The organism is Parabacteroides distasonis, from assembly GCF_004793765.1.
GTDB lineage: Bacteria > Bacteroidota > Bacteroidia > Bacteroidales > Tannerellaceae > Parabacteroides > Parabacteroides distasonis_A.
Map to the genome: position 1 here is coordinate 11,932 of NZ_SRYM01000021.1, position 22,621 is coordinate 34,552.

18 protein-coding genes are annotated in these 22,621 nt (G+C 45.7%); 5 read left to right on the forward strand and 13 right to left on the reverse strand.

All coding sequences use genetic code 11. From position 1 onward, the window contains the following. The first annotated feature begins 51 nt into the window (after positions 1-51). The 4 genes from E5342_RS09190 (at position 52) to E5342_RS09205 (ending at position 5,209) form a co-directional block, all read left to right on the forward strand. Positions 52-1,038 (forward strand): GSCFA domain-containing protein, encoded by a 987-nt coding sequence (locus E5342_RS09190; protein ID WP_135959252.1) that lies wholly within the window; start codon positions 52-54, stop codon positions 1,036-1,038. A gap of 4 nt (positions 1,039-1,042) precedes the next feature. Then, positions 1,043-3,508, forward strand: a complete 2,466-nt coding sequence (locus E5342_RS09195; RefSeq protein WP_135959253.1) for a bifunctional UDP-N-acetylmuramoyl-tripeptide:D-alanyl-D-alanine ligase/alanine racemase — start codon at positions 1,043-1,045, stop codon at positions 3,506-3,508. A gap of 239 nt (positions 3,509-3,747) precedes the next feature. Then, on the forward strand, positions 3,748-4,605 hold the full coding sequence (locus E5342_RS09200; RefSeq protein WP_005859732.1) for an enoyl-ACP reductase FabI: 858 nt from the start codon (positions 3,748-3,750) through the stop codon (positions 4,603-4,605). Between the two features lies 1 nt (position 4,606). After that, positions 4,607-5,209, forward strand: coding sequence for an L-threonylcarbamoyladenylate synthase (locus E5342_RS09205; protein WP_121735115.1), 603 nt, complete (start codon positions 4,607-4,609; stop codon positions 5,207-5,209). On the opposite strand, the gene E5342_RS20325 is transcribed toward E5342_RS09205, so the two are convergent. From E5342_RS20325 to E5342_RS09220, 4 genes are all read right to left on the reverse strand, one after another. Then, positions 5,151-5,417: a hypothetical protein gene (locus E5342_RS20325; RefSeq protein ID WP_409072529.1), complete on the reverse strand. Its 267-nt coding sequence runs from the start codon at positions 5,415-5,417 to the stop codon at positions 5,151-5,153. The two genes, E5342_RS09205 and E5342_RS20325, sit on opposite strands and share 59 nt — an antisense overlap. A 20-nt stretch (positions 5,418-5,437) precedes the next feature. Beyond that, positions 5,438-5,635, reverse strand: coding sequence for a hypothetical protein (locus tag E5342_RS19645; protein WP_236651501.1), 198 nt, complete (start codon positions 5,633-5,635; stop codon positions 5,438-5,440). A 113-nt stretch (positions 5,636-5,748) separates the two neighbouring features. Next, on the reverse strand, positions 5,749-7,401 hold the full coding sequence (locus E5342_RS09215) for a SusD/RagB family nutrient-binding outer membrane lipoprotein (protein WP_121735114.1): 1,653 nt from the start codon (positions 7,399-7,401) through the stop codon (positions 5,749-5,751). Positions 7,402-7,419: 18 nt separating this feature from the next. Continuing rightward, positions 7,420-10,455, reverse strand: coding sequence for a SusC/RagA family TonB-linked outer membrane protein (locus E5342_RS09220; RefSeq protein ID WP_135959254.1), 3,036 nt, complete (start codon positions 10,453-10,455; stop codon positions 7,420-7,422). Positions 10,456-11,078: 623 nt separating this feature from the next. Here E5342_RS09220 and dgt point away from each other — a divergent pair. Then, the gene (gene dgt, locus E5342_RS09225) at positions 11,079-12,404 is read left to right on the forward strand and encodes a dGTP triphosphohydrolase (protein WP_121735112.1); all 1,326 of its coding nucleotides are present in this window, start codon (positions 11,079-11,081) and stop codon (positions 12,402-12,404) included. Positions 12,405-12,419: 15 nt separating this feature from the next. On the opposite strand, the gene rsgA is transcribed toward dgt, so the two are convergent. The 9 genes from rsgA to E5342_RS09270 form a co-directional block, all read right to left on the reverse strand. Beyond that, on the reverse strand, positions 12,420-13,352 hold the full coding sequence (rsgA, locus tag E5342_RS09230; RefSeq protein WP_121735177.1) for a ribosome small subunit-dependent GTPase A: 933 nt from the start codon (positions 13,350-13,352) through the stop codon (positions 12,420-12,422). Between the two features lie 81 nt (positions 13,353-13,433). Then, positions 13,434-13,997: a ribosome recycling factor gene (frr, locus tag E5342_RS09235; protein WP_121735111.1), complete on the reverse strand. Its 564-nt coding sequence runs from the start codon at positions 13,995-13,997 to the stop codon at positions 13,434-13,436. A 265-nt stretch (positions 13,998-14,262) separates the two neighbouring features. Next, complete coding sequence (locus E5342_RS09240; protein ID WP_135959255.1) at positions 14,263-15,429, reverse strand: MFS transporter; 1,167 nt, start codon at positions 15,427-15,429, stop codon at positions 14,263-14,265. A gap of 3 nt (positions 15,430-15,432) precedes the next feature. Further along, positions 15,433-16,305 carry a carbohydrate kinase family protein gene (locus E5342_RS09245; protein ID WP_121735109.1) on the reverse strand — a complete coding sequence of 291 codons (873 nt, stop codon included), beginning with the start codon at positions 16,303-16,305 and terminating at the stop codon, positions 15,433-15,435. 18 nt (positions 16,306-16,323) lie between these two features. Further along, positions 16,324-18,132 carry a DUF4980 domain-containing protein gene (locus E5342_RS09250; RefSeq protein ID WP_121735108.1) on the reverse strand — a complete coding sequence of 603 codons (1,809 nt, stop codon included), beginning with the start codon at positions 18,130-18,132 and terminating at the stop codon, positions 16,324-16,326. Positions 18,133-18,260: 128 nt separating this feature from the next. Continuing rightward, on the reverse strand, positions 18,261-20,924 hold the full coding sequence (locus E5342_RS09255; protein WP_121735107.1) for a hybrid sensor histidine kinase/response regulator transcription factor: 2,664 nt from the start codon (positions 20,922-20,924) through the stop codon (positions 18,261-18,263). A 136-nt stretch (positions 20,925-21,060) separates the two neighbouring features. After that, on the reverse strand, positions 21,061-21,771 hold the full coding sequence (pyrH, locus tag E5342_RS09260; RefSeq protein ID WP_005867363.1) for a UMP kinase: 711 nt from the start codon (positions 21,769-21,771) through the stop codon (positions 21,061-21,063). Between the two features lie 42 nt (positions 21,772-21,813). Next, positions 21,814-22,185 carry a HepT-like ribonuclease domain-containing protein gene (locus tag E5342_RS09265; protein ID WP_005867361.1) on the reverse strand — a complete coding sequence of 124 codons (372 nt, stop codon included), beginning with the start codon at positions 22,183-22,185 and terminating at the stop codon, positions 21,814-21,816. Then, complete coding sequence (locus E5342_RS09270) at positions 22,178-22,471, reverse strand: nucleotidyltransferase family protein (RefSeq protein WP_005867359.1); 294 nt, start codon at positions 22,469-22,471, stop codon at positions 22,178-22,180. Before E5342_RS09270 ends, E5342_RS09265 begins: the two co-directional genes overlap by 8 nt. Between the last annotated feature and the right edge of the window lie 150 nt (positions 22,472-22,621).

Below are 22,621 nucleotides of genomic sequence, written 5' to 3' on the forward strand. Positions count from 1 at the left end.
TTTTTATTTGCATTTCCGTAAACATATATCTACTTTTGCGAAAAAGTAAATATGGAACTTTATACCCAAATCCTGTTGCCGAAAGCGCAATTCTCTTTCTCGTATGAGGACCAGGTCGTGATGATGGGTTCCTGCTTCGCCGAGAATATCGGGCGGAAGCTGGAAGAGAATAAGTTCCGCGTGGATATAAACCCATTCGGTACCCTGTATAACCCGGCTTCCGTAGCGGAAGGATTGCGGATGCTGCTACGCCCGGAGCGTTTTACCTCCGGGGATTTATTCCGGCATGAGGGCGTATACCATAGTTTTACCCATCATAGCCGTTTCTCCGCTCCCTCGGAAGAAGAATGCCTAAGGCAGATAAACAGCCGCTTATCCGAATCTTCCGATTTCCTGCGAAAAGCGACCCGGTTGGTAATCACGTTGGGAACCGCTTTCGTGTACCGCCTCAAGAGCGACGGGCGAATCGTGTCGAATTGCCACAAGCTACCGGAAAAGATGTTCGACCGGCAACGATTATCGGCGCGAGAGATCGTCGAGGACTGGAAACCTCTGTTACTAGCCCTTTGGGAACAAAACCCCGCCTTGAAAATCTTATTCACCGTAAGTCCGATCCGCCACTGGAAAGACGGGGCGCACGAGAACCAACTCAGCAAGGCCACCCTATTGCTCGCCACGGACGCCTTACAGAAAGATTATCCCGGCCGGATCGCCTACTTCCCCGCCTATGAGATCCTTATGGACGAGCTCCGGGATTATCGTTTCTATGCGGACGATATGCTCCATCCCTCCCCATTGGCCATTGATTATATTTGGGGGCGTTTTACCGAGAACTTCTTATCCACAGGCACTTCGGCAATCCTTAAAGAATGGGGTGATATCCAAAAAGCTATCAACCATAAGCCCTTTCAGCCGGATAGCGAGGCCTATAAGCGGTTTATACTTCAAACTTTGTTAAAGATGGAACGAATTAGCGAGAAAATTCCTTCCTTTGATATCAGAAAAGAGATCGAAATAGTAAAGTCTAAACTAAAATAAAAGAATGGAATACGCAATTAAAGAAATAGCAAGAGTTATCGGTGCTAAAACAAACCAATTGCTTGACGATACGGTCAGTTTGTTGTTGACAGATAGCCGTCGTCTCTCCTTCCCGGAACAAAGCCTCTTCTTCGCCTTGAAAACCAAGACGAACGACGGACATAGATATATACAGGAACTCTATAAGCTTCGTGTTCGCAACTTCGTGGTAAGCGATATGCTGCCGGAGTTCGAGAGCATGAAGGACGCGAACTTCCTGGTCGTAAAAGATACGTTACGAGCCTTACAAAAGCTGGCCACCCACCACAGGAAGCAATTCAACATCCCCGTGATCGGCATCACCGGTAGCAATGGAAAGACGATCGTAAAGGAATTCCTCTACCAACTGCTGCATAACGAGTTCAATATCGTACGCTCGCCCCGGAGCTACAACTCCCAGTTGGGGGTTCCTCTCTCGGTATGGCAGATGAGCGAGAAAAATACACTGGGCATCTTCGAGGCCGGTATCTCACAGCCGGACGAGATGGAACGCCTGCAGCCCATCATCGCCCCCACGATCGGTATCATCACGAATATCGGGGAGGCTCATCAAGAGAATTTCCTCTCTTCCAATCAGAAATGTATGGAGAAGCTAACGCTTTTCAATGATTGCGAAGCCATTATTTATGATGGGGATGATTTATTTATCGCCAATTGTATCGAATCGGCCTGCCTCTCCCATAAAGCGATCGCGTGGAGCCGTACGGATTCCGAGGCTCCTTTGTTTATCGAGTCTATCGAGAAGAGAGAGCTGGAGACGATCATTCATTGTACTTTGCTGGGTTTCAGCCGTGTCGTTACCATCCCGTTCACGGATGACGCTTCTATCGAGAATGTGATCCATTGTATGGCGGTTATGCTTTACCTGAAACCCACCTGCGTAAATGACGTGGAGAAATTCTCGCACCTTGAGCCGGTGGCTATGCGATTGGACGTAAAGCAAGGTATCAACAATTGCCTGTTGATAAACGATACCTATAACTCGGATATCAATTCTTTGGATATCGCGCTCGACTTCCAACAAAGTCGTCGGGTAGGTAAACCATTAAAGAGTACTTTAATTCTCTCCGACATCCTTCAATCGGGCACCTTGCCTAAATCTCTATACAAGAAGGTCGCGGACCTGGTTCGCCGCAAGAAGATCGATCGTATCATCGGTATCGGTCGCGACTTAAAGGAATACGCTTCCGTCTTCGAGATCGAGAAGGAGTTTTACACGACCACCGAGGAATTTATCAAGTCTCCTTCCTTCAAGAAATTCAAGGATGAGTTGATCTTGATTAAAGGTTCCCGCCATTTCCATTTCGAGCAGATCTCCGAGCTGTTGGAGAAGAAAGTGCATGAGACGATCCTAGAGGTAAATCTGGACGCGATCGTACACAACTTCAATCAGTATCGTTCCAAGCTAAAGCCGGAGACCAAGATGGTTTGTATGGTAAAAGCTTTCGGTTATGGAGCCGGTTCCTACGAGTTGGCGAAGACCCTTCAAGAGCATCGTTGCGACTATCTGGCCGTGGCGGTAACCGACGAGGGAGCCGAATTGCGCAAAGAAGGCATCTCGATCCCCATTATCGTCATGAATCCGGAATTCAGCAGTTTCAATGTCTTGTTCGAGAACCACCTGGAACCGGAAGTCTATAGCTTCCGCCTATTGGATGCCATGATCCGGGAGACCGAGCGCAGAGGTATCACCTCTTACCCTATCCATATCAAGATCGATACGGGCATGCATCGCCTAGGGTTCCAGCCGGAGGATGTCTCGGCGATCTGTGAACGCTTGAGGGCGCAATCCGGCGTTATCGCCCGTTCGGTCTTCTCTCATTTAGCCGGAAGCGATTCATACGTCTTCGATGATTTCACCCATCAACAATTGGATAAATTCACCAAAGCCGCAGGAGAACTAGAAAACGGGTTAGAGTATAAGGTAATCAAACATATCCTGAACTCCGCGGGAATCGAGCGTTTCGCAGCTTATCAAATGGATATGGTACGTCTAGGTATCGGTTTATACGGGGTAAGCGCATCCGGACAAAAAGGTTTACGGAACGTCAGCACCTTAAAGACGACGATCCTGCAAATACAAAACGTACCCGCAGGGGATTCGATCGGCTATAGCCGTATGAGTTATGTGAAACGTGACTCCCGGATCGCTATCATCCCGATCGGATACGCCGATGGGTTGGATCGTCACTTCAGCAACGGAGGCGGGGAGGTCTTGATCAATGGACAACGCTGCCCGATTATCGGCAACATCTGTATGGACGCTTGCATGATCGACGTCACCGACATCCATGCGCAAGAAGGCGATGCCGTAATTATTTTCGGCGACGAACTACCGGTGAGCGAACTTTCGGATAAACTGAGAACAATCCCTTATGAGGTATTGACCTCTATCTCGCCCCGGGTAAAGCGGGTATATTACAGGGAATGAAAAGTGTTTAACCTTTTACGTTTACATTAATATATCCCGGAGGACGTTTTAGCACTTCCATCGCGACCGTGTTTTTCTAGGCGAAGAAGTAGTCGGGAAGTTTTTCAAGCTGATGGAGACGTTCATCATATAGCACCCGTCCCCTCATGCATCTTCACATGAGGGGACGGTTTTTTTCAGCCATTTGCGTATGTTGCACATTTTGTGTATGTTTGTGCCGTAATTAATAAACAAGAGGTATGAGTCATAATTTATTGAAAGGCAAGAGAGGCATTATCTTCGGTGCGCTGAACGATATGTCTATCGCCTGGAAAGTGGCAGAAAGAGCCGTAGAGGAAGGTGCGACTATCACGTTAAGCAATACGCCTATCGCTGTTCGTATGGGTCAGGTAGATGCTTTGGCGGAGAAGTTGAATGCGCAGGTAATCCCGGCGGACGCAACCAGCGTAGAGGATCTGGAGACCGTATTCGCAAAGTCAGTGGAAATATTAGGTGGTAAAATAGATTTCGTTTTACATTCTATCGGTATGAGCCCGAACGTACGCAAGAAACGTACGTACGATGATCTAGACTATGGAATGTTGGAAAAGACGTTGGATATCTCCGCTATCTCTTTCCATAAGATGCTACAGGTTGCCAAGAAACAAGACGCTATCGCCGAGAATGGTTCCGTAGTGGCATTAAGTTATGTGGCCGCTCAACGTACATTCTTCGGATACAACGATATGGCGGACGCTAAGAGCCTGTTGGAATCTATCGCCCGTAGCTTCGGTTACATCTATGGCCGTGAGAAAGGCGTACGTGTGAACACGATCTCCCAATCCCCGACAATGACAACCGCGGGTAGCGGCGTGAAGGGAATGGAACACTTGATGGACTTTTCTAACAAGATGAGTCCACTGGGTAACGCCAACGCCGACGAGTGTGCGGATTATTGCGTAATGATGTTCTCCGACTTTACCCGCAAGGTAACGATGCAGAACCTATACCACGACGGTGGTTTCTCAAGCATGGGTATGAGCCTCCGGGCCATGAACCAATATAGTAAAGGATTAGAGGAATATACAGACGAGAACGGACACATTATCTACGGCTAATATGTTAGTGAGAATCTATCCGGAAAATCCGAATCAAAAAGAAATAGACAAGGTCGTCAAAGTCCTGCAGGACGGCGGCCTTGTCGTTTATCCTACCGATACGGTATATGCGATCGGTTGCGATGCGCTGAACGTGCGTGCGGTAGAGAAAATATGCCAGATGAAAGGGGTTAATCCACAGAAAAGCAACCTGTCTATCATCTGCTACGACCTGTCTAATCTTAGTGAATACGCCAAGGTAAGCAACGCCGCTTTCAAGCTCATGAAGAAACATCTGCCCGGTCCTTTCACCTTTATCTTACCCACCAGCAGCGAGCTTCCAAAGATTTACAAGAACCGGAAAGAAGTCGGAATCCGTGTACCGGACAATAACATCATCCGTACACTGGTACAATCCTTGGGGAATCCAATCCTAACCATGTCCATCCGTGATGAAGATGAGGTGATCGAATATACGACAGATCCGGAATTGATACACGAGAAATACGAGCATCAAGTGGATATCGTAATCGACGGCGGTTTCGGAGGATTGGAAGCCTCTACGGTTATAGATTGCACGACGGATAATTTCGAGATCGTACGTCAAGGCAAAGGAGAATTGTAGCTATCCACCACGATTTGTATTGCTTACCATCAAAAAAGACTTCCACCTTATAATTAATTCCCTGGAAATTTAACCAGACATTACGACCCTTTGGTAAATTATTGATATTAACCTGACGAGCAAACCAATCGGCATAGAAATCATTACCGGCCTCATGTATATCGGGTATAAAATTATTATTTAAGCCAAACTCGGAAACCGGAAACATATGGTTCTCCAAAAGTGTCGTTAATACCGTACCCGGTACACGGGCGGGTAACCCTCCGTTTTCACTTCATTCGCTTTCCGGGCATACCAATCTGAGTGGATCAAGGTCCTCTCCCCCGGCTCCGGGATCGCCAACAAGGCTTGTCTCTCTGCTGATACAGGCTTTAACCAGCAAGCCAAACAAAGCCAACAAAACAAATAAATACATCTGTTCATCATATAATCTTAGATTTACCTTTTAAGGTACTACAAAATTCAGAAGGGCCTCTTCGCAAATTCGAAGAAGCCCTTTCATTACATATTATTTTCCAATAAGATCTAATTAATGCCGATTAGAAATTACCTATACCAGCTTTGTCCCACCATACATGAGTGCCACCTTTATCACCGGAGATCGAACCCGTATTCTCTTGATTCAATAGCTCTATACCTTTTTGATATTCTACGGTATTCGTATTATCCTCATTATCGGAATACAATAAACGGCGAACCTGTTCATTCGTATCGATATCCCCATTACTCTTATTCACGCGGTTCGGAAATAATTTCGGATAACCTGTACGACGAAATTCCGCCCAAGCCTCGCAAGACAACGGGAAGTTCGCAATCCATTTCTGTGTGATGATACGTTGTAATTTCTTCTCATTAGTCGCACTCTCATCCCACTTAACCGTAATATCATTCTGAGCCTTGATGCTGTTTTGACCATTAACCGGGTCGACGAAGTCCTTTTGTGTTGTCGTGCCACTGATATAAGCATCGATCTCAGTTTCTGAAATTGAGATCACTCCGGCCAAACTTCCCTTATAAGCCAATTGATTCTTAATAGAAACACGGATACCTTGCTCATACAGTTCCTTCGCCGTACCTCCCATATTACTCCAACCACGCAACGCACCTTCCGCACGCAAGAAATAACCTTCGGCTGCCATCATTACCGGTAAAGCTGTTGTATAAGAACAAACGATCTTCGAGAAGTTGCCCCACTGATTCGGTTTAGCAGGCAGGTCGCAACCGCCACGAATACCTAAATACTGAGTACCGGATGCAATCGTCTTCCCATCCTCACATTCAACATCCGCTTGGTTCTTTGTCATAAACAGAGGTAAGCGAGGATCTTGGAATCCTTCCAAGATTGTTGTCAAGTTCGCATTCATACCACTATCTCCCCATTCGAACATACGAGTTTGCTCATTACTCAAACTCTTGTTGATCAATACATCCTGTTTTAACATAGCGCCCTTGGCAGCCTCTTCAGCTTTTCGTTTAGCTAAAGTAGGATCAGCCTTCACGATACGCAAGGCGGCACGTAGCTTTAATTGATTGGCTACTTGAATCCACATATCCAAATCGCCATTACACCAATAGTCGAATGACTGTCTCTCCTCCAATGTGGATTTCGGGCTTTGGAAATCTTGAAGCGCTTTATCTAACAATTCGAAAATAGAGTTATAAATGCTCTGCTGCGTATCATAAGAGAACGAAGCACCATTTGTCGGATCTTCGATACAAGACGTATAAGCAACCGGGCCGTAAACATCCGTCAACATCTGGACCGCATAAGCCTGAACAACACGCATCATTCCCGCATAGTCTGTCAATCCTTGCTCGTCACAAGAAGCGATCAAACGACGTGTATTATTGAAAATGTGTAAATAAACATTCTCGTACATACCACCACAAAAACTACGATTCAACGCATAATCCACGTTACCGGAACCATTGAAATTATGTGGTGTCATGAAATAACCGCTAAACAAGTCTACGTTCAAACTAAAGCAGTACTGGAACAAGTTCTGTTGCGGAGCGTATACATAAGACAGCGGTTCTTTAAACTGCGCGGAGAAAGGAAGCGTGTTCGGGTCTACCTCATACTGATCGGTATTCAATGTCTCAAAATCATCTGTACAGCTCACGGTTGTTAATCCTGTGCTAAAAGCTAAAGCTGATACAGCCGCATATTTTAGAATTCTATTTAGTTTCATAAGTAATACCTGTAAGATTTAGAAATTAAGTTTTAAGTTCAAACCAAAGCTACGGGTTGTCGGCAACGCAAACATATCGATACCCTGCCAGCCATTACCTGTTCCTGCAGCCACATCCGGATCCATCGGAGCATCCTTATAGAAGAAGAATAAGTTACGTCCAATGATAGAAGCGGTCAAGTTTTTACCTGCGCCAAACAAGTTGCGGAAGGTATAGCCAAATGATAACTCACGCAAACGAACATTAGTTGCGTCATATACGTACTGGGAAGTCAAGATATTAGAATTGTAGCTTGTACCACCGGTAGTTGAATAATACAATTGCGGATCAAATTGCGCTCCATCAACCTCTACAAAGCCTGCATCACGAGCCAAGCCAGAACGTTCGGAAACGCCCCAACCATCCATGGTAGCCTCAGTCATCGACAGAACCTTACCACCAACCTTCGCATCGATTAAGAATGACAACGTGAAATCTTTATAGTGGAAGGTATTCGTCCAGCCCATGTTCACTTTCGCATTCATATCGCCCGCATAAACAAGATCTTTATTATCGGATCCAGCCAATACAGGAGCACCAGTATCAGAGACAATAGGTTTTCCGTTATCATCACGTTGTAAGTCGCGGACATAAAGGTCTCCGAAATGCCCACCTTCTTTCAAGAGCACTTTGGCACCTGTACAATAACTTGTCAGGTTCCACTCGGAAAGCTCGTCGGCCAACTCTATAATCTTGTTATTATTGTAAGAGAAGTTAAAGTTCGTGCTCCAGCTGAAATTATCCGTAAATTGGTTATACCAACCTAGACTAACCTCGAAACCTTGGTTCTGTACGTTACCAGCATTAATATAACGGCTCTTCAAACCAGTTTCCCATGGAGCGGAGATGTCAAAATATTGATTCTTGGTATTTGTTTTATAATAGGTCAAATTTACGTTGAAACGATTCTGGAAGAATGTACCATCAAAACCGACTTCCAATGAATTTGTCTTTTCTGGTTTCAACGTACGGAAAGATGATTTTTCCGGCGGATTCAACGCACCTTGATCTCCCAATGTATAACGCTCGTTGGTTACACCGATAGGCACATCATTACCTACAATAGAATAAGAAGTGCGTAACTTGAATAAATCCACATTCTTGCCGAAATCAACAAATCTATCCAACAAGACACTTGCTCCAACAGACGGATAGAAGAATGAAACACCATCTGTAAACGCCAATGTTGAGGACCAGTCGTTACGGGCACTAACATCGATAAACAGACCTTCCTTATAACCAAATTGAGCCGTAGCAAACACAGAATTCAAACGTTTCTCGGCCAAGGTCTTTGTTGTCTGTAATTTATAATAGTTAGCCGGAGAGAAAATATTAGGATAGTAAGCACCACTTGTAATCACGCCCGCATCGTTAACAGAAAACTGAGAATCACCCCAGCCAATCAATTCTAAAGAAGAACTTTTTGTCTTTTGATAGCTTCCACCTGCGGTTACAGACAAAGAATAAGTATCCTCCCAAGTCTTATTATATTGAGCCAACAAGTCACCATAAGTCTGCTCGCTATTCACACGTGTATCTTTCATCGTACCCAGCAAGTTACGGCCTGCCGTACTAGATGCGTACTCATTCAAGTTCCAAGTCTCATCACCTCGTTCATAACGCAGACGACCTGTAACAGAAAGACCTTCCATTATGTCATACTTGACACTACCGCCAAACTCATAGCGATTACGATAAGAAACCGGTTTCTGGCGATTCAGCATCCAGTAAGGATTGGAGAACTGCTCTTGAGCGGTATTTGTCCAATTGTGCACATTTATATTTCTTGTACCATCGTACACCTCATAGCTACTCTTATAATAATCCCAGTCCTCTCCTCTTGGAAACAAGTAAGCACCCAAAGTAGGATTACCTACATAACCAGCAGTCGGCTGGTTCTCGATATGCTGATTATTATAACGGGCAGACACGTCTACATGAAGTTTTGTCCACAAGTTAAAACCAACCTTCGCTAACAAGTTATGGCTCATATATGTATTCTCCGGAACGATACCATTAGAAGACACATTCGCATAAGAAAAATAAGATGAGATATTATCATTGCCACCAGCCAACGAGATAGAGTTGTTGGTCGTATAGCCAAGATTATAATAATCCTTCGCATAGTTTGGAGAAGCAGATGCGAGCTTATCGCCCCAGCTAAACGTTCCTTGATTACTTACGCCATAAGAATTCTGGAACTTCGGCAATACCATCGGAGTTTCAACCGTCGTATTACTAGAAACATTTATAGCGACTTTACCAGATTGTGCCGATTTAGTCGTAACCATAATGGCACCGTTAGCAGCGACCGCACCATATAAAGCTGCGGCAGAAGCACCTTTCAACAAGGTAATCTGAGCGATATCGTCCGGGTTGATTGTAGACATGGCATCACCGCCATCACGACTACCACCATACGAACCATCAATCTGTGAATCTGAGACATTCATCATCATTGGAACACCATCCACGACAATCAACGGCTGATTACTACCGCTAATAGACTTATTACCACGGAACAAGATCTTGGAAGAACCACCCGCACCCGTAGAGTTCGGGGTAATCTGCAAACCAGCGCTCTTTCCTTGTAAAGAGTTGATCATATTTACATTCTTAATCTCGTTCAAATCCTTACCGCCTACTGTTTGTGCGGAATAGGTCAAAGTCTTTGATTCACGTTTGATACCCATCGCCGTTACGACAACCTCATCCAAAGCCTCTGCGTCTGAAACCATCGTAACATCGATTTTCGTACGGCCATTCACTGGCTCCTCAATCGTTTTCATACTTAAATAAGAGAATACCAAAATAGAGTTTGCGTCAGCCTCCAAGGTATATTTTCCATCAAAATCAGTAATGGTACCCGTTGTCGTACCTTTTACTAACACGTTCACTCCTGTTAGTGGCTCATTTAGATCCTTGTCAATGACGACACCACTAATCGTTAGTTTCTGTGCATATCCTGTAACACACAGAAAAAACGCCAATAATAAAATAAATGACTTTCTCATGAAAAATCGTTTTTGAATTAAGTGATTCTACATTTGTGTTTTCTTAATTTTCATGCTTTTTAGAGAGAGCGAACTCTCTGTTCTTTCTTTTTTAGTGCATAGGCATTTATTCTTTTTGTTTAAAGTTATTATTATGTTCACACAGAAATCTCTTTCTGTTTAAAATCAAACGGCTCTATTTTAAATAATAACAACAACATAGTTTCATTAGAACTAAATCAAATTAACATATTTAATTTATTAAGACATGATGAAAATTTGACTAAGTGTTATCGCAAACACCTGAAAAAGTGAGGAACATACTGATTTTTGTTATGTTTTAACTTGTATGTATAATTATTATATATATATTTGTTTGTCAAAACATAAAAAACGATTTAGTTCTAATGAAACTAACGGCAAATTTCAATTAACATAATATTCCTTCATTATCTTCTTCCTCCTATAACATCAAATCGCTATCTGGCTATTATCTTGGAATAAGATTACAGCTTTATTTACAAGCTTCGAAAACAATTCAGCCAGGAAATTAACTATTAACTCTAATTTCTTCCACAAATATTCAATGATTTGCATAGATTATCTCTACATTTGCGGTATATATATATATTAATGTATTGACTATGAACTGGACCCAGCTATTATCCGGCAAGCGTTTCGGAATGGAAGAGTATCACGAGAGGAAACATGAGAGGACTGATTTCCAACGAGATTATGATCGTTTGATTTTCTCATCCCCTTTCCGAAGATTACAAAACAAGACACAGGTGTTCCCATTGCCGGGAAGTATTTTTGTGCATAACCGACTTACACATAGCCTGGAAGTATCATGCGTAGGACGTTCGTTGGGAAATAACGTAGCGAAAGGACTTACACAAAAATATCCGGACGGCAGTATCAACTTCCCGGAGATCGGTTCCATCGTTTCAGCCGCTTGTCTTGCCCATGATATGGGGAACCCTCCATTCGGGCATTCCGGAGAGAGGGCGATATCCGCTTATTTCTCCGAAGGGAATGGGCGGAAACTAGAAGAGAAAGTACGGAAGGAAGGAGGACGCTGGGAAGACTTCGTTCATTTTGAAGGAAACGCAAACGCCATGCGTTTGCTGACCCACCAGTTCATCGGACGCAGGAAAGGAGGTTTTGCTTTAACGTATAGCACATTAGCCTCTATCATCAAATATCCTTACGCATCCATCTACTCCGGGAAGAAAGGCAAATTCGGCTTTTTCCAATCGGAAGAGGGAAGCTATCTGCAAATCGCCCAAGAGCTAGGGATCGGACATAGCCCGGAAGCCCCGGACAAATTTCTTCGTTACCCGTTAGTTTACTTAGTAGAGGCGGCAGACGATATCTGTTATCAAATAATGGATATAGAAGATGCTTGCAAACTGCATATCCTGACCACCGAAGAGGCTATACAACTATTATTGGGATTTTTCGAAGGAGAACGGTTGGAGCATATCCGCAAGGTCATGCATATGGTAGACGACACCAATGAGCAAATCGCCTATCTGCGCTCTTGTATTATCGGGCTATTAGTGGATGAATGTTCCCGTGTCTTTCTAGAGAACGAGGAAAGCATCCTCAACGGCACCTACAGCACTCCGTTAATCAGTAACATATGCGATCAGGCCAAACAGGCTTACGCCAATTGCTCGGCTACGGCATACAAGAAAATATATAAGGCAAAGGAAGTGCTCGACATTGAATTAGCCGGTTATCACATTTTCAGCCATCTGATCGACAGCCTGACCGAGGCCGTGATGAACCAAGAGCATGCCTACAGCAAACTGCTCTTACAACGGATACCGGAGCAATATGACACGAACGCTCCTACTACATATGGCAAGATACAATGCGTACTCGATTACATCTCTGGCATGACCGATGTATATGCGCTCGATCTATACCGGAAAATCACCGGTATGAGCCTGCCGGCCGTTTGATGCTGTAATAATCTGCTAGAATTCTTCCCGGTACTTGCTTTCCATGCGATCATCCAAGATGCTTAGATAGCTTTTATAGCGGGACTCGCTGATTAGCCCATCGTTAACAGCCTGAATGACGGCGCATCCCGGTTCATGACGGTGCGTGCAGTTATTGAAACGACATTCCTCCGAGTATTCAAACAACTCCCGGAAATAATGGGAGATCTCAGCGTCTGCCATCTCGATCGTTCCAAATCCTTTAATACCCGGAGTATCGATTAAATAGCCGCCTTCGGGAAGAGGAATCATCTCGGAAAAGGTGGTCGTATGCATTCCTTTGTTATGATATTCGGAGATATCACCGGTACGGAGATTCACACCCGGCACCAGCTTATTGATAATCGTGGATTTTCCGACACCCGAATGGCCGGACAAAAGCGTAATCTTATCTTTTAGATCCGTTTTCAAGGCATCCAAACCTTCCTCGGTCCGGGCACATAGCGTCGAACAGGGATAGCCAATCGAGGTATACAACTCGATTAAATACTCCAACGCCCTTTGATCCTCATTATTATAACGATCAATCTTATTGAAAACCAATTTAACAGGGACACGATAAGCCTCGGCGGTCGCCAAGAAGCGATCGATAAATATCGTTGTTGTTATAGGATAATTCACCGTAACGATCAGCATCGCCTGATCCAAATTCGCGGCGATAATATGCGCTTGCTTCGATAAGTTAGAGGCACGACGGATGATATAATTCTTACGCTCCTCGATCTCTGTGATAAAAGCGGTTCCTTCTTTATTTATATCGATTACGACACGGTCTCCTACCGCAACCGGATTGGTACTCTTTATGTCTTTCAGACGAAAGTTCCCCTTGATCTTACTCTCTATATCTCGCCCGTCCTCCGTACGGACCGTATACCAACTACCTGTGTTTTTTATTACCAGTCCCCTCATGAGAATTGAGAATTGAGAATTGAGAATTGGAATAAGGGCCCAATCGAGTTCCTTCATTTCCAATTCTCAATTCTCAATTATTTAAACGGTCATTACTTCTTTTTCTTTAGCGGCGTAAAGGTCATCGATCTTTTTGATGAACTTATCATGGATTTTCTGAACCTCTGCCTCGGCGTCTTTCTCTACGTCCTCGGGAACCCCATCAGACTTGATACTTTTCTTCAAAGCGTCGATCGCGTCACGGCGAGCGTTACGAACGCTGATCTTCGCGTTCTCAGCCTCCTGTTTACATTGTTTCACCAATTGGCGGCGACGTTCCTCGGTCAACGGAGGAATACCTAAACGGATCACCTCACCGTTATTCTCCGGCGTGATACCTAGCTCGGAATCCAGAATACCTTTCTCGATATCGCGGATGATCTTCTTTTCCCACGGAGTGATCATGATCGTTCGCGCGTCCGGAACCGTCACCGTTGCCACGTTCGTAAGAGGAACAGGCGCCCCATAATACATTACCTTCACACAATCGAGGATTTTCGGATTAGCCTTACCAGCCCGAATGTGAGACAATTGCTCGTCCAGATACTCAATGGCGAACGTCATCTTCTCTTCCCCTGCTTTGATCAATTGTTTCGTATCTATCATAAATATACGTTTTTTGTTTGCGAATCTTTTAATTAACAAAAGTAATAAAGATTTCTAACTCCGCAAGCATATAATTAAAATACTACCGAAGAAAAGATTCACAAGACTCCATAAATAGATCCGCACATACGGATCTATTCTCAATTCGCCACTGCCGAATGATCGTTCGGCGGTGGCGAATATATATTCAGTGGCAACGAACGATCATTCGGCGGCGGCGAACGAAGAAATCATATAGATCCGACAAAAAATATATCCGTATCTATTATCGTTTACTTAACTTAGGCGTAAAGAATAGTAAGTAGGCTACGCCCACGCACAACACCAGTATTGCCCCTGCTTGAGAAGCCAACATATCGGATGCCACTCCCATAAAGATCGGGAAGATCGTGCCACCGAACAATCCCATGATCATCAAACCGGACACCTCATTCTGTTTGTTCGGCATAGAAAGCAGGGCTTGGGCGAAAATAATGGAAAAGACATTCGAGTTTCCAAAGCCGATCAAGGCGATACAAGCATAGATGATCTCTTTCGAATGGAAGAACAGCAGACCGGTCATCGCCAATAACATCAAGAAAACACTAAAGGCAAAGAATCCTTTCGGAGAGACCTTCCGCAAGATGAAAGCCCCGGAGAAGCACCCCGCCGTACGGAAGATGAAATAGAGGCTCGTGGCGAAACCGGCATCAGCCAAAGTCATACCCAGACGTTCCATCAAGATCTTCGGGGCGGTCGTATTCGTCCCCACATCGATCCCCACATGGCACATGATACCGATAAAGCAAAGCAGGATAAAAGGCTTGCCCAGCAAAGCCAGACATTCGCCAAAGGTAGAGGGCCGCCCCTCCTCTTTGGTCTCACGGATAGAGGTAGTTCCCAATAGCAGGATAGCGATCACGGCGATCACCATATAGACCGGGAAAAGGACACGCCAACCGAGTCCCATCGACGGTATCGCTTGGGTAGCGCCCCACATGGCGATATAAGGAGCCAAGAAAGAGGCGATCGCCTTCACGAACTGGCCAAACGTCAAGGAACTAGCTAGCTTATCCCCGCTTACGATATTCGACAATAACGGGTTCAAGGAGGTCTGCATCAAAGCGTTACCGATACCCAGCAGGGAGAAGGATATCAACATGACCATATAGGCGTCGTCGAAGATCGGGATCACCAGCGAAAGGAAGGTCACGATCAAGCTCAATAGCACGGTCTTCTTCCGCCCGATACGGTTCATCAACATCCCCGTCGGGACGGAGAAGATCAAGAACCAGAAGAACACGAGCGACGGGAAGATATTCGCCTCCGAATCACTCAGGCCTAAATCCGCTTTCAGGTAATTAGAGGCGATACCCACTAAGTCCACGAATCCCATGGCGAAGAACGCCAACATCACGGGAATCAAATTCAAGGATGAAGTCTTCTCGCTCATGGCTTATAAATCTTTAGGGTAAGCAGGCCATGCGCCACTCTGCGTACAAACATAAGCGGCTACTTTTACCGCTTTCTCATGCGCCTCACGTAAAGGTTTTCCGGTTAAGATCGAAGAGATAAACGCCCCGGAGAAAGAATCGCCGGCGCCTACCGTATCTACCACCTGCACCTTCGGGGTAGGAATCGTAGAGACCTCCTCCTCGGAAAAGATCGTACTATACTCCGCCCCGGCCGTAAGTACCAAATAGCGCAAACCATATTTCTGCATGAACCAGCGACACATATCCTCTATCGTACCTTCCAGGCCAAACATCGGGCGAAGCATTTCCAATTCCTCATCATTGATCTTGAATACGTTCGCCAATTCGAGCAACGATTCGATCAGCTCCTTCGAATAGAAATGCTGACGGATATTGATATCGAAAAAGCGCAAGGCATGACTAGGCATATAAGAAAGCAAGGTACGAAGCGTCTCACGAGATTCCGTAGCACGTTGCGCCAACGTTCCGAAGCATACGGCGTCCGCACGTTTCATCAGGTCGATAGACGCTTGGGTAAGCGGGATATGATCCCATGCCACACCTTCGATGATCGTATAGGCAGGGATGCCATTCTTTAGCTCTACCATCACGCTTCCGGTCGGATATTCCACCGTACTGATATAATTACTATCGATACCGTTCTTATCTAATTCCTGAATAATCTCGGTTCCGAACACGTCGTTGCCCACGGCACTGATCGCATAACCTTCCGCTCCCAATTGGGTAGCGTGATACACAAAGTTAATCGGAGCTCCACCGGCTTTCTTCACATCCGGGAAAACATCCCACAATAATTCACCAATGCCTACTACTACAGGTTTACTCTTTTCCACGATATATTTTGTTTTTAATTATTTGAAGGGATAAATGGTTAATGACGTAACCGTGAACGCTCCTCCCTTCGCATTGAAGCTAATGCGATTATACGGCTCTTCCGGGAAGACTAGGTTGGTCATGACAAACTCTCCATTCCCGTCGAAGGCCTCTATGCTACAATTGTCTACCAACAAACGTAAGGTATATTCCTTAGCGGCGGAGATCGGGGCCGAGGTAGCCGTGGCGAATGTCTTGCTAAAATCCGTAGCCCCGCTGTTACGGCGATCCATCGTGAACGTATTATCCAGAAGATTATAATGCATCTCCACTTCCTCGCCTTTCGAGTTAAACAACTGGAAGCTCATGATATCGGCTCCGTTATTCTTAAACTTGATCTCGATCTCATAGGTTCCCGTATGATCGGAAAGTATCGGATTGACCTCATGGGAACGGTCTACCTTGAAGGTTCCTTTCTTCTGGGCTTTACCTCTCAATTTCAACATTTCGGGAGACGGGGTACTGCTCAAATACGTCTGTCCGTTTTTCGTATAAAGAGCCAAGTCGCGAGGAACCGAGTTCGCGCTCCGGTATTGCAAGGTCGGCACGTTATTCGCATATTCCCAATTGCTCATCCAAGCCAAGGCGATCTTCCGGTCCTCCGGAGCGTTACTCCAAGTTACCGTAGCGTAATGATCCTTGCCGTAATCCATCCATTTGGTCAAGGCAGGGGATTCATTCACGAACTGTTTCCCATCGAACGTACCTACGAAATATTGGGTAGCGGAGCCGCCAAACGGACCGCCGGGATTGATATTACAGATCAAGACCCACTTCTTCAATTCCGTACCCTTCACCGGAAGCTCGATCAAGTCCGGGCATTCCCAAACGCCCGCATGCGCTCCTTGCCCTTCCCCGAAACTGCTCTCATACGTCCAGTCCTTCAAATTGGGAGAAGAATAGAGTTGCATCTCCTGCCCTACGGCGAGCACCATGATCCATTTATTGGATTCCTTATGCCAGAAGACTTTCGGGTCACGGAAATCACGTTGCGTAGAAGTAAGGATCGGATTCCTGCCATATTTCCTGAACGTCCGGCCGTTGTCCAAGCTATAGGCCATACTCTGCACTTGCCGGTCGCTGGCCGAGGTATAGAAAGCCACGATAGCGCCAGCGCCAAAACCGGCGGTATTATCCTTATCCACCACACAGCTACCGCTGAAGATCGTACCCAAAGCATCCGGAGCGATCGCCACCGGTTGATGCTCCCAATGAATCAAGTCCTTGCTGATCGCATGCCCCCAATGCATATTCCCCCACATCGAGCCATACGGATTGTATTGATAGAACAAATGATACTCACCATCCTTGTATACCATGCCGTTCGGATCATTCATCCATCCCCAAGCCGGCGAGAAATGATAGGCCGGACGGAATTTCTCCCGGTTAGACGAATCAAACTGATCGGATAGCTTCATCTCTTTCCAGCAAAGAGCCGATTCTGGGGCAAGCTGGAAGTTGAAGGAGATATGCTTATCCGCATACCCTGATAGATCTATCGGAACGAAATAATCCACCTTATTCACCGCCAAACGAACATTAAAAGTCCGTACCACGTCATTATCGACAATCATATATAACTTGGATTCCGGCGAGGACTCCTCGACCGGAAGCAACAAATACTTGGCTCGCGCATCCACACAGACAATGCTTTGTCCTTCGCCCAGATGCTTTATATCTATAGTACGTTCTGCCGCATATCCGGCCAACGGATCGACAGCACTTAATAGAACGACACCGACAGCCATGCATAAACTCTTAAGAAGTCTCTTTGTTTGTTGTTTCATAAACGAACGGATTAAAGGATAATACTGTTTGATTTTCCGCCAAAATTAATAGGATTCTTCCGGATAGAAAAACACTTATGCCCTAAAGATGAGGAGATATGACATTTGTGATAAAGATCGTACAAATGTTATTGATACTCGGTAGGCGTAACCCCGTAGACCGCCTTGAAACATTTAGAGAAGTAAGCGGGCGAGGAGAAACCGGTTCGGTAAGCGACCTCACTCACCGTATACGCGTTCTGCCTCAACAACTGGGTCGCCTTATTCAAGCGATAGCTACGCAAGAACTCGACGGGGGCAGTTCCGGTAAGCTCCTTGATCTTCCGGTGAAGGTGTCCCCGGGATAATCCCAAGGTCTCGCTTAGTTTCTCCACATTATATTCGGGGTCCGCATAAACCGCCTCGATCTGTTCCGCAAACTTACGCAAGAAGGCATCATCGATGCTCTCCACCTTTTCCGGCTCGGACAAAAGGAGCTTATTATCCCGCAGCTTCTCCAACAAACGTTCCCGTAATTTCCGGCGCTCTTGCAATAGGTGGATAATCTTGATCTTCACGTAATCCGTATGGAAAGGCTTCTGTATATAATCGTCCGCCCCGCCGGTAATCCCGAAAATCCGTTGACGCTCATCGGTCAAGGCGGTCAATAAGATCACCGGGATATGGCTAAAGGGAAGTTGCGACTTGATCGTCCGGCAAAGTTCGAAACCATTCATCTCCGGCATCATCACATCGCTTACTACCAATGATATCTCCTCCTCTTCCAATACCCGCAAGGCATCTTTCCCGTTCGCGGCCGTCCGGATCTTGAAATGAAGGCTAAGCTCACGTTCCAAAAAGCCGCAGACCTCATCGTCATCCTCGGTGATCAGTATCGTATAAGGATAGGTCTTGGAAAGCATCTCCTTGGTTTCCGAGTCGTCCAACCGGGAGGCTTCGTAGGCTTGATGGGATACGGGCGTTTCCATCAGGTCGCTATCCTCGAAATGCGCCTTTCCTTTCCGTAGGCAGACCGTAAAGGTAGTCCTTTGTCCCGGCTCGCTCTCCACACGGATCTCCCCTCCGTGCATATGTATATACTCCTTTACCAAATGTAATCCGATCCCGGTTCCCATCGACCGATCCTCCGTATAGAAACGGTCAAACAGATGCGGAAGGTTAGCGGGACGGATGCCACTTCCCGTATCGATAACCCGTATAAAGACCCGGCCTCCCTCTTCCGTCAGCTCTATCCGCACGCTACCTCCCTCCGGCGTAAACTTAAAAGCGTTCGAGAGAAGATTGAAAAATACCCTCTCCAATAAGTCCGGATCGATCCATAGCGTACATTGTTTTATCGAAGAAGTACACGTATAGGAGATCGCACGTACCGAGGCCATACTGTCAAAATAAGATTTGATCTCGCCGACGAAAGGAACCAAATCGATTTCCCGTACCGCTAGTTTCTCTTGTTTGCCTTCCACCTTCCGGAAATCCAATATCTGATTGATCACACGCAACAAACGGTTGGCGTTCTTCTGGATCAACCGCAGATCCGAGGCGTAAGGAGATTCCCGCAACGAGACAATCAAGCGATCCAAAGGGGCGAGAATCAAGGTCAAAGGCGTACGTACCTCGTGGGAGACATTCGTAAAGAATTGGAGTTTCTGCGCTGTCACCTCTTTCATCTCCGCGTTCAAGGAGATTAGCTTACGATTCGCCTGCCTCATCTTCCGGTTTATGTAAAAGGCGTAAATGGAAAGGGCGATAAAACCGATCATCAATAAGGAGATCACCCCTAAAGAGTTTCGCAGGAAATAAAACCGGCCGGACAAACCGTCGATACGGGAACGTTGCGCCTCGATACGCTGCTTGTAATGCTGGAGTTGGTCCGCTTGTAGCAATAAGGTGCGGGCAGACTGATGATCTACCGGAGCCGTACGAAGAGGGATAAACTTATCCACCGGCTCCCCTTGTATGATACGCATAGCCGTGCGAACCACTTGCTCCCCTCCCGTCGGATAGAGGAAAGAGGCGTTGATCCGTCCATCTTCCACGGCTTCCAGACCAGCACCCGCCACGGCATCCACACCGATAATCCGCAGATCCCGCCCTTTGACGGAATCCCATGCCATGAAGTATTCCCGGGCAGCTATGGCCATCATGTCGTTATGGGCGTAAACGAAATCGATCTGCCCGGGATGCTCTAACTTCCGAAGCTCCATCCGGGCGGTATCGACCAGCCATTGTCCTTCTATCTTACGGAAAGAAAGATCCTCCCTTTCTCGCAAGGCATCGACAAAACCTTTATGTCGCTCTTGCGCCGGGGAGGTTTGCGTCAGTCCCCATATCTCCAGGATAATAGCGTCCGGGGGCAGATAATGGGCGGCGTAATTGCCTGCGGCCAATCCGATCTCATAATTGTTCGCCCCGACAAAAGAGGTGTATTGATCGGTATTTACCTTGCGATCTGTAATGATCGTCGGTATTCCGGCACGGTACGCTTCCTCGGCAACTGCCGCAATCGGCTCGGATTGGTAAGGGGAGATGATCAAGACATCCACCTTTTGGCGGATCAAGTCTCGTATTTGTTGTATTTGTGTCTCGTTATTGTTTTGCGCGTCCTTTATAACAATTTCCACATCATCATAGTTAGAGGCTTCGATACGCATATCGTTAATCATGGCTTGCCGCCAAGCATCGTCCAGCATACATTGGGAGAGGCCGATAACGTGCTTCTTCTGTTTTCCCGAGCTTGTGCAGCCACACAAGACGATCAAGGTTAACCCTAAGAATAAAAGGAGATACTTCATAGACAAAGTGCATAGTGCAGCTGTACTGCAACCCGCCTTGCAGTACTACTGCAACCCATGTGCAGTGGCACTGCAACCGGCGTGCAGCTGTACTGCAACGCTGGTTGCAGTAATTAAGACGCTACGAAAAATAAGATTAATTATGTACCAACGTCCCGATATTCTCTCCGCTCATCACTTTCTTCAAGTTGCCGTTGGTATCCATATCGAATACGATGATCGGGAGGTTGTTCTCTTTACACATCGTGGTAGCGGTCAAGTCCATCACCTTCAGGCCCCGGGTATAGATCTCATCATACGTAATATCGGAGAACTTGGTAGCCGTAGGATCTTTCTCCGGATCAGCGGTGTAAATACCATCCACACGGGTACCTTTCAGCATGACATCCGCCTCGATCTCGATACCTCTCAAGGAAGATCCGGTATCCGTAGTAAAGAACGGATTACCCGTACCGCCGGACATGATTACCACGTTGCCTTGTTCCAGCAACTCGATCGCACGCCATTTATTATAGAACTCGCCGATCGGTTCCATACGGATAGCCGTCAGTACCTTCGCCTTCACGCCTTGAGCGACCAAAGCGGAGCTAAGCGCCAAGCTATTGATCACCGTCGCCAGCATACCCATCTGGTCTCCTTTTACACGATCGAAACCTTTGGATGCGCCGCTCAACCCACGGAAAATATTACCGCCACCGATCACGATACCGATCTGTACGCCCATCTCGGCGATCTCCTTGATCTGTGCCGCATATTCATTCAAGCGAACCTCATCGATCCCATATTGTTTACCACCCATCAGCGACTCCCCGCTTAATTTTAATAAGATACGTTTGTATTGAGCCATGTTTTGTATATATTTAATATGTAATTCCGCAAAAGTAATGATTTATTGAAGGCTTGTGATAATTCGCAAGACATTCGATTTCAAAGGAAGAAGACTTTGTTTGATAATCGCAAATATAATAGCCTCATCAATACTAGAATATTCATGTGAAATAATATTCCTTAGTCCTATAATCTTTCGCCAAGGAACATCTGGAAAACTCAACAATAGTTCACCATTTGTTTGATCATCTATCTTTTTAATGCTCTCCCCTATAATTTGAAGACGCATGACACATCCGTCAAATACCAAAACACTATCAGGAGACAATAAAAACTCTTCCGGAGTATTGATAGCCTCACTCCAATGAAGTATCAAATCTATTGACTCGACAACTTGTTCGCAACGGTCTATAATTCGATTCTTATCAAACATAGATTCCGTCTTTAAGAATATTATTTTTTAGTGCAGGCCGTAAAGAGTCTCTTAATCGGACTAAATCCACCTTACATTTACACAACGATTCCAAAAGCTCTTTTAGATCGAAGATAATAAAAGGCTCGACTTTCTCTAATGACACAAATACGTCTAAGTCACTATCCTCCCTATGTTCACCTCTAGCCACTGAACCAAATATCCCTAGTTCCTTAATCCCGAACTGAGCACCAAACTCTTTCTTGAATCTAGCCAATATCTCTTTATATTCTGCCGCAGACCTCATAATGAATCATTTTTACAAAATTAGGAATTAATCTTATAGTATACAACAATAAATAAAAAAGATCGCCCCAACCGGTGTCGGGGCGATCTAAACACTAATCCCGTGTTTTGTAAGCTGCGAGGATTAGCTAAAATTATATGAAACTTTACT